At 50.3% G+C, this 8,463-nt stretch carries 9 protein-coding genes and 1 pseudogene; all 10 read left to right on the top strand.

All coding sequences use genetic code 11. From position 1 onward, the window contains the following. Positions 1-788 (top strand): annotated as a pseudogene (locus tag WBG04_RS21385) (ribonucleoside-diphosphate reductase subunit alpha); the annotation flags it as partial. A gap of 179 nt (positions 789-967) precedes the next feature. Continuing rightward, positions 968-1,981: a DNA adenine methylase gene (locus WBG04_RS21390; protein ID WP_424316807.1), complete on the top strand. Its 1,014-nt coding sequence runs from the start codon at positions 968-970 to the stop codon at positions 1,979-1,981. Next, complete coding sequence (locus tag WBG04_RS21395; RefSeq protein ID WP_424316809.1) at positions 1,978-2,823, top strand: DpnII family type II restriction endonuclease; 846 nt, start codon at positions 1,978-1,980, stop codon at positions 2,821-2,823. The genes WBG04_RS21390 and WBG04_RS21395 overlap by 4 nt, the downstream gene beginning before the upstream one ends. Before the next feature lie 47 nt (positions 2,824-2,870). Further along, the gene (locus WBG04_RS21400) at positions 2,871-3,083 is read left to right on the top strand and encodes a hypothetical protein (protein WP_424316823.1); all 213 of its coding nucleotides are present in this window, start codon (positions 2,871-2,873) and stop codon (positions 3,081-3,083) included. Further along, positions 3,001-4,191 (top strand): nicotinate-nucleotide--dimethylbenzimidazole phosphoribosyltransferase, encoded by a 1,191-nt coding sequence (gene cobT / locus WBG04_RS21405; RefSeq protein WP_424316811.1) that lies wholly within the window; start codon positions 3,001-3,003, stop codon positions 4,189-4,191. Before WBG04_RS21400 ends, cobT begins: the two co-directional genes overlap by 83 nt. 12 nt (positions 4,192-4,203) lie before the next feature. Beyond that, a complete protein-coding gene (locus WBG04_RS21410; RefSeq protein WP_424316813.1) occupies positions 4,204-5,034 on the top strand; it encodes a hypothetical protein in 831 nt (276 codons plus the stop codon). A gap of 26 nt (positions 5,035-5,060) precedes the next feature. After that, positions 5,061-5,588: an ECF transporter S component gene (locus WBG04_RS21415; RefSeq protein WP_424316815.1), complete on the top strand. Its 528-nt coding sequence runs from the start codon at positions 5,061-5,063 to the stop codon at positions 5,586-5,588. A gap of 38 nt (positions 5,589-5,626) precedes the next feature. After that, on the top strand, positions 5,627-6,985 hold the full coding sequence (locus WBG04_RS21420) for an ATP-binding cassette domain-containing protein (protein WP_424316817.1): 1,359 nt from the start codon (positions 5,627-5,629) through the stop codon (positions 6,983-6,985). A 143-nt stretch (positions 6,986-7,128) separates the two neighbouring features. Beyond that, entirely contained in the window at positions 7,129-7,689 is a 561-nt protein-coding gene (locus tag WBG04_RS21425; RefSeq protein WP_424316819.1) for a hypothetical protein, read from the top strand. 30 nt (positions 7,690-7,719) lie between these two features. Next, on the top strand, positions 7,720-8,283 hold the full coding sequence (locus WBG04_RS21430; RefSeq protein WP_424316821.1) for a sugar O-acetyltransferase: 564 nt from the start codon (positions 7,720-7,722) through the stop codon (positions 8,281-8,283). The last annotated feature ends 180 nt before the right edge of the window (positions 8,284-8,463 follow it).

Here is an 8,463-nt window from a genome sequence, read left to right on the forward strand (position 1 = left end):
CCGCCGAAGTCGGCCCCTACAGCACCTACAAAGGCTCCAAATGGGACCGCGGCCTCCTTCCCCAGGACACCGTCGACCTCCTCGAAGACGAACGCGGCAAGAAGATCGACGTCCCACGCGGCGGCAAAATGGACTGGTCCGTCGTCCGTGAAAAGATCGCCAAGCACGGCATGCGGAACTCCAACGTCCTCGCCATCGCCCCCACCGCCACCATCTCGAACATCATGGGCACCACCCCCTGCATCGAGCCGAACTACAAGAACCTCTACGTCAAATCGAACCTCAGCGGCGACTTCATCGTCCTCAACCGCGAGCTCGTCCGCGACCTCAAGAAGGAAGGCCTCTGGAACCAGGAAATGCTCGACCAGTTGAAGTATTTTGATGGCGAGCTCGATTCCATCGACGACATCCCCGAAGCCATCAAGACCAAGCACCGCACCGTCTTCGGAGTCGGCTTCGAATACATCGTCGATGCCGCCGCCCGCCGCCAGAAGTGGATCGACCAGAGCCAGAGTGTGAACCTCTTCCTCGCCCAGCCCGACATGAAGACCCTCAGTCACATGTATCGCCGCGCCTGGGAGAAAGGCCTCAAGACCACCTATTATCTGCGCACCATGCAGGCCTCCAACGTCGAGAAATCCACCCTCGACGTCAAAAAAGACATCCGCGGCCACATGGGCGGGGGAGCCACAGCCGCTCCTGCTGCGAAGGTTTACACCGAAGCCGAGAAAAATGCCTGCAGCATCGATGCGATGCTGAATGGGGGGGAATGTGAGGCCTGCCAATAGGGGAGCGTGGGCGTCCCGCCCGCATCTAAGGAGGGGGGACACTCTTGTCCCCCTTCTTCCCCCCCAAAAAAATAAGTGGTCTTTTGAACACCTTTAGGTAACGTGACCGAGTGAAAGTAGAATCTACCCAAATCCCCCTGCTTCGCGGCGCTCTTGAGCCAATCGAAATTCCCGTAGAAATGCAGGACTTTCCTCGCTTCCGCTACATGGGGAGCAAGTTCAAGCTGCTTCCTTGGATTCACGACACCCTATCCGAACTACCATTCGAAACCTCCGTCGACGCCTTCTCGGGTTCCGGCGTTGTCTCCTACCTGCTCAAAGCGATGGGCAAGCAGGTTCACTCCAACGACACACTCGCATTTCCTTGCGTCCTGACCTCGGCCACAATTGCAAACAACGCCACCCATCTGACTGCATCAGATCTAGAGCAGTTGCTCGCAGCAAGGGCGACGAAGTCCGGCGAACGATTCATTCGCAAGACATTCGAAGGTATATTCTACACACCCAAAGAGCTCTCATTCTTGGATGATCTCTGGGTAGGAATTCGAGACCTTAACTCACCACTCAAGCGGGCAGTCGCACTCGCGGCGCTGCTCCGCTCGGCGATCAAACGGCAACCGCGTGGACTCTTCACTGTCTCAGATCCGACCCGCTACCAAGACGGTCGACGTGACCTACAACTTACCCTTCGAGAACACTTCATTGAACAAGTCGCATGCTATAACGCAGCCGTATTTTCCAACGGACTTAGGAATTCAGTGACCTGCGGAGACGTGTTCGAAACACCCCAAGGAGCTGATCTCGTTTATATGGATCCCCCATACGTTCCGCTTTCCGACGACAACTGTTACATCAAGCGCTACCACTTCCTCGAAGGCCTCGCTTGCTACTGGGAGGGTAAGGAACTGATGATGAACACCAAGGTCCGCAAGATCACCAAGCCTTTCACTCCCTTCGCTTACCGCCAAACTGCTGAGGACGCGTTCGATCGCTTGTTCCGTCAATACGCCGATTCGATTCAAGTGCTCTCTTACTCCTCAAATGCGTTCCCAGATCTGAAGCGCCTCAAGACCATCATGGGCCGCTACAAGAATTCAGTCGAAGTCGTCGAAAAGGAACACCGTTACCACTTTGGAACCCATTCCGCCGCCAAACGCAACGTCGTCCAAGAGTATCTCATCATCGGTGCATGAAGCGATCACGGCAGACCTTCGAAGAAATCGCCGCCTCACTCCGAGTCCTAGAAGTCGACTGGATGGAAGACCCGCACGCCGGGAAAGTCATCACGATGCTAAAATCGCTACCGGTTGGCAGAAAAATCACTGGTAACGACGTGATCAAAATCCTCGAAACCGATTTTCGGGCAGCTTCCACCGTCCTCCGCCTCTTCTTGGGCATGGCCAAGGACGAGTATGATCGCGACATTCCCGCCCTCTTCGAAGGCACGGGTGCTGGTAAAGTCACCAAGTTCAAGCAAGACCCCAAGGCTTTCGTCGCTGCATTTGCCAAGCTGGACCTGCTCAAGAAAATCAACGCCGAGGTCACTCGCCCCCTCGAATGGTCGGATCGTTTGGTTGGTCTCTTCGAAGGCGGATGGGGAAGCGCGCGGAAGGGCCAACTGCGGGGCCGAATGCTCGAGGACTTTGTCGAAGACATCCTACTCAAGATCTTCAGCAAGGATCAGATCATACCCCGGTGCCAGTTTTTGGGCGCGTCGGGACTCAGCAGTGAGAAAGCGGACTTTGCAATTCCTAGCGCCGAAGACGCCCACATCCTCATCGAAGTCAAAGCATTCAACGCTACTGGCAGTAAACAAACAGACGTCTTAGGCGACATCTACCGCATCGTGGAGCAACGCCGCGACGACACCGCTTTCATCCTTGTGACTGATGGGATAAGTTGGAAAGCTCGCCAAAACGACCTGCGGAAGATCATCAAACTCCAGAACGAAGGCAGAATTCGCAAGATCTACACAATGGCGATGGCTGATCAGTTAGAAGCTGACCTCCGCTCTCTTGCTGAAGGCATTGTTTGACCAATAGATGGATTGATACTTCCAAGCCAAATTACTAGGTTTTAATCATGAAAGAAGAAGACCGATATCGTCGATCCATAAGCATCTGTCCCTCCCTTCGCGAGATCGTCCACTACGAAATCGCTCATCGTCAGGAGACGGGAGAAGCGCTTTTCGAACCCGCAGTCGGTGGAGTTCGTGGCCTCGCCATTGTCTCCAGGGGAACCCTGTTCACGTTCCAATTTTCGATATTCGGAACTGATCCCGAACTCGAATACTGAGTCTTGCCATACTCGTCACAAATTGAGAGCTGTATACCATACCCTTGAAGATCTTCTGGCCGCCACGAAAAGGTTCCCTGACGAGAATTGTGCCCGAGAAGTCGAAAGCCGGATAAGGTATCATGCGAAACCGCGCGGCTCGTTGGGCCGTCTCGAGGCGCTCGCGATTCAGCTCGCCGGAGTCCAGCGCAGCACTAAACCAGCTGTAAAACCTAGGCTGGTTCAAATGTTCTGCTCTGATCATGGTGTTTCATCGGAGAAAGTGAGTATTTTTGCGCCAGAAACTACTATTAGCGTAGCAAAAGCAGCGTTAGCCGGCTGCGCAGGAATTAATGCTTTCGCAAAAACAGTAGGATGCGATGTGGAAGTTATCGACGTCGGAATGCGACGAGGAAACATCGACCTGAGAGGCGTGAATAATCTTGCTGTTCGAGAAGGGACAGCAAACATTATTTACGGACCCGCGATGACACGGGAAGAGGCGAAGCTGTCTATAGTTTCAGGTGCAAATGCACATAGATCTGCTGTCGCAAGAGGTTATAAGGCTACAATAATCGGCGAGGTGGGGAACAGTAATACGACTGCGGCATCCGCTCTTCTTTCGTCGTTAACTGGGTTTGCTGCCGAGGATGTAGTAGGGCGTGGTACTGGTGCTGAGGGAGTGATGCTTGAGCGGAAAGTCTCAGTGGTAAAACAAGCATTGAGAGTCAACAGCCCGATGATCGATGATCCTATCGATTGCTTGGCAAAGGTAGGAGGATTTGAGCTTGGCGCAATGGCTGGAGCTGCAATTTCAGCAGCAAATTGCGGCGTCCCCTGTATTGTTGATGGGTTTATATCTACAATTAGCGCACTATTAGCACTACGGTTGGCTCCCGATATTTGGCCGTCGCTCGTATTTTCCCATCGGTCCGACGAGAAAGGTCACAAGATGGTGTTGGATTTGCTCGAAGTAGAGCCGCTGTTAGCGCTTTCTCTTCGACTCGGAGAAGGGACAGGCGGCCTTGCTTGTCTACCACTTTTAGATTTGGCGTGCTCATTGATCCATGGGATTTCAACTTTTGATGAGGCTGGTATAGATAGCCCATATAAGGAATCATCCATCTAACCTTAGAAAATTATGAGTAGTGCAGCGTTTTCCCGTTTGTCCCCGCGGATGCTCATTGGGTCGCTGCTGTGTGCACTTATCGGATGCTCAGTCGCTATTATTCTAGGAGTTAGCGAAGGAGCCGAGAATGAAGAGCTGCTTATAGTCGGTGGAGTCTTTGGTCTGTTCGGGGGGATTGTTGCTCGAAGATTTAATAATTTGCCTGCCTGTCTGCTGATTCCCTTGTGTGCAGTCTGGTCACTAGCTGGCCTGCTGTCGATTGGTCTAAATGAGAAGTATTGTGCAGCTGCATTAGCGGGGCTCTTTTTTGCCGTTGCAGTTCGACATAGTCACCTCTTTACAAATATAGTGCTATTGGTCGCATCTTGGATTCTAATTTTTATTGCGTTGCGATACAGTTGGCTACCGGATGTGACACTAAACATTTGGCTCTTTTTTGGATTCTATTCTATGACGAGAGTCCTGATAGAAGCGTCAAATCAGATTGAAGATTGGGTCAAGCTGGGCCTGATTGAGGTGAAACCAATAGTTGGGCCTATATTAGTGTTTCTTGCGGTCTACTGTGGAATCGCTTTGATTTTTGCATTGATATACGGAGTGGCAGATCGCCTGCTTCCGGGTGCCTTTATTGACTCTCAAAGCAAAACAGGCCAAGGCTATACGTTCGGCCAACTTTTCCAATGGTCACTTGATGCTTATGCCGGTACATTTGAATTGCAACCGACTCATTGGACGACAAGAATCACTAATATTTTCCAGAATCTGATTGGAATTTTTTTAACTGGCGTTTTTCTGGGTTACTTGCTTTCTAGAGCTTCGAAAGTTTTTGAAACCGAAAGGTAAAACTTATAGATGGTTTGAATGATCAAATGAAAACAAAGAAAGATTTGAACGGACGGATAGGCCGCCGCGCATCAGTGGTGGCGTATGTAGCCATAGCGTCAATTGTATCAGGTCTGGGTGGCCTTATTAAGCTGCCATCGCCGGTGGGATCGGTTGCGCTTGATGCGGTACCTGGTCTATTTAGTGCCGTCTATTACGGACCGCTCGTCGGTGGCATTGTCGGCTTTATTGGGCACATGCTTTCAGCTGCTAGCGGTGGATTTCCCTTAGGCTTCGTGCATTTTCTAATTGCTTTGGGCATCTTCGTCGTTTGTTGGACCTTCGGTGCGATCGCAAGGACGATTAACAAGAAATGGGGGCTGATCCCTGCTGGTATTGTTGCGATTATTCTTAACAATTTAATTCCATTCCTAAATGCAGCACTGGGACTAATGCCTTTCAGTGCAGCTGTGGCGCTAGTTTTCCCATTTTTGTTGGTAGCTGCGGCAATTAATGTCGGAATCGCATCTCTCATGATTATAGCAATTCGAAAGGTGAAGGCTCCTGAAATCTAAGCGTGAACTTTGCGTAAAAACCTGAAATCGAATTGATTATGTTTGCGGTTGAAGCGTTCCAGTTTCAAAGAGAGGGTCTGCTTGAACTGAATATTCCAAGTTTTACAATTCTTGGAGGGGAGGTATTTTGTATAGAGGGAGATTCAGATGCACGGATTTCAGAGTTCCTTCAGGTTATTGTGGGTTTTGAGGATGCGAAAAGACTGACTGACACGGCGAAATCAGGACAACTAGTTCGGCCGGTTAGCACATCAGGATACAGCGATGAGTTCGCAGTTAAGATCAGCAGTGAGTCTTTGAGGGATCTGCCAAGGCTTGAGCGAGCAAAGACAATTGCATTTGTATTTGGTGATCCCGAATTTGCGGTTCTTGGCGAGACTGTAGCAGAGGAGATTCGCTATTCCCAAGCGGCGCTCGGGAATAATCCAGGAGAGTACCCAGATCCGTTAGTTCTTGCGCCCTACGGGCTTTACGAAAAGCTTGAGCGTCGCACAAGAGTACTGTCAGGTGGGGAGTTACATCGTTTGGCCTTAGCATGCGCTATGGAGCGCTCCGCCAAAATATTGGTCTTGGATTTGACCCGTTCGAATCTGGATATTGATTTCGAGGAGTGGGTGCTTGGAAGGTTGCCTGGATGGATTGAGCACCAACGGATTAATAATGGTGGTGCGGCAATTATTGTAGCCGGAATTCCTATGAAACGCGTTATGTCGATTTGCGGTACCGGTAACGTTCGTGTCCGTTCCGGTTACTTATTGGCAGACGGGACTCTGGAGGTGGATGCCTCTCCGCCAGCCCAGAGTGACGGGAACTTGAAACTTTCTGTAAGGGCCTTAGGAGAAGAACCATTTCTGATTGCGAGTGATTTGGGTCGGAGAGGTGTGACTTTGCGGAGGCAATCATTCTCGATTCGTAGAGGAGAAGTGTTGGCATTCCATGGACCAAATGGGGCAGGGAAGACCTCAATTGCAAAGTTGATTGCCGGGCGCGCCTCGGAAGCCGACTTTAATGGGAGCTTGAAGTGGACCCGGTCGGATGTGCAGGCATCCCTTGCCATACAACATGCAGACCGTTCTTTTTTGTTTTCCTCAGTCGAAGACGAAGTCAAATCAGAAGGCCTTCGGGAGTTGGTGGGCTTGTCGCAGAATGATTTGACGCTGCATCCTAGAGCTCTGCCCTATGAGAAGCAAAAGTTACTGTCGATCGCGATCGCTATCGAAGCTTCTGATTGTCTCGTTGTGATGGATGAGCCTACCTGCGGCATGAGTAAGGACGGCAGAGAGTGTGTGGTCAATATGATCAATGCTCATCCAGATTTGGCATTTATAGTGTTCAGCCACGATCAGGTCTTGCAGGGTATTCTCGGATCTAAGGAACTTGGTTTAAATATCAAATAGAGAGCATGCTATTTTTCGTAATAACGTTAGTATGGGTGTGCTTCTTTTCGAAGCACCCTATCGAGCTAGTTGTTCCATTTCTATTGGCGATTTGCCGTGCATCTTATATAAATCGCTCCCCTAGAGTCTTTCATTTTTGGGGAATGCTTTTTGCATTCTTTTTTTTTGCGGCACCTGTAATTACTGGATTTGTCCAGGAGGCGCTTGGGCGTGCGCACTCAGGTTTTGATGGTCTAGAAGCGGGTCTAGTTGCGGCTAGAGTGTATGTAACAGTGATACTTATACTGAACATGGCAGGAGATCCAAGTATGATTGGATTTATGGTAACTATTCTTAGTCCTTTCAGGCGCTTAGGCAATTTGGTTCAGTACATCAATCGCTATCCAGCGGATTTGGAGGCGCGGTTCCAAGACATGCGGTATGCTTGCAGATTGCGTTCTAGGGGTGAGGGGTTTCATGGTATGGCCAGGCGGGCGCGGCTACTGCTTAGCCTCGCAACTGCATTTGCTATCGAGTGGACTACGGTTGCAAACCGTCTTGAGGTCGTTGCCTTTTCCAGAGGAGAGATCCCCAAATTAGGATGGTGGAAAAGAGGTTACTATGGACTATGGACAATCGCGATGGGGGATGTGATTTTGCTAGTAATTGGGTTCGCTGGGGTGAAATGGCTACAAATTGTATGGGCGTCGATTTCCGTAGAGTGAGGCCTGGCTCTGCCTACTATATTAGAATTTATGGAATTTGATTGCGAAAGTGAAGCCTTGAGAATGCTTGGAGGAGAACTCTATAATCCACTTGATTCCGAATTGGTAAGGCTACGAGCCCGCGCGAGCAGGATGCTGGCGCGGTTAGGGAAAGAATCGGATGGGGATAAATTGATTGCTGGGTGGCAGGAGCTATTTGGGGAATTCGGGAAAAATTCAATTATTCGATTTCCCTTCATCTGTGACTATGGGCTAAATATCTTTGTCGGGGATTCTGTTTTTCTTAATATTGGGTGTGTGGTTCTTGATTGTGCTAGGGTCGAAATAGGTAGTTACACTTGGATTGGTCCGAATGTTGGTATTTATACAGCAAGCCATCCTCTCGACTGGAAGCTTAGGAGGGAAAAGCAGAGTGCGCTTCCGATATCGATTGGATCGGATGTTTGGATTGGTGGAGGGAGCATTATCCTCCCTGGAGTAAGTGTGGGTGACCGTTCCGTGATTGGAGCAGGAAGTGTTGTTACTAAAAGCGTTCCTGAAGGGGTGGTGGCTGCGGGGAACCCCTGCCGTGTCTTACGTCCGCTCGACACCTGAAAGGGGGGTATCAACCGAAATAGATGCCGCGAAATAGATGCCAGGGAAATGGGGGAAATGGGAAATGGGGTCAGTGGGAAATGGGGTCAGTGTGGAATGGCACGTGATTAAGGCCGTCCGTCGTTGATTTTTTGTTAGATTTTTCTCCATGAAAAACCCTGCCGACGGTAGCTTCCGATG

Source organism: Haloferula sp., assembly GCF_049672945.1.
Lineage (GTDB): Bacteria > Verrucomicrobiota > Verrucomicrobiia > Verrucomicrobiales > Akkermansiaceae > Haloferula.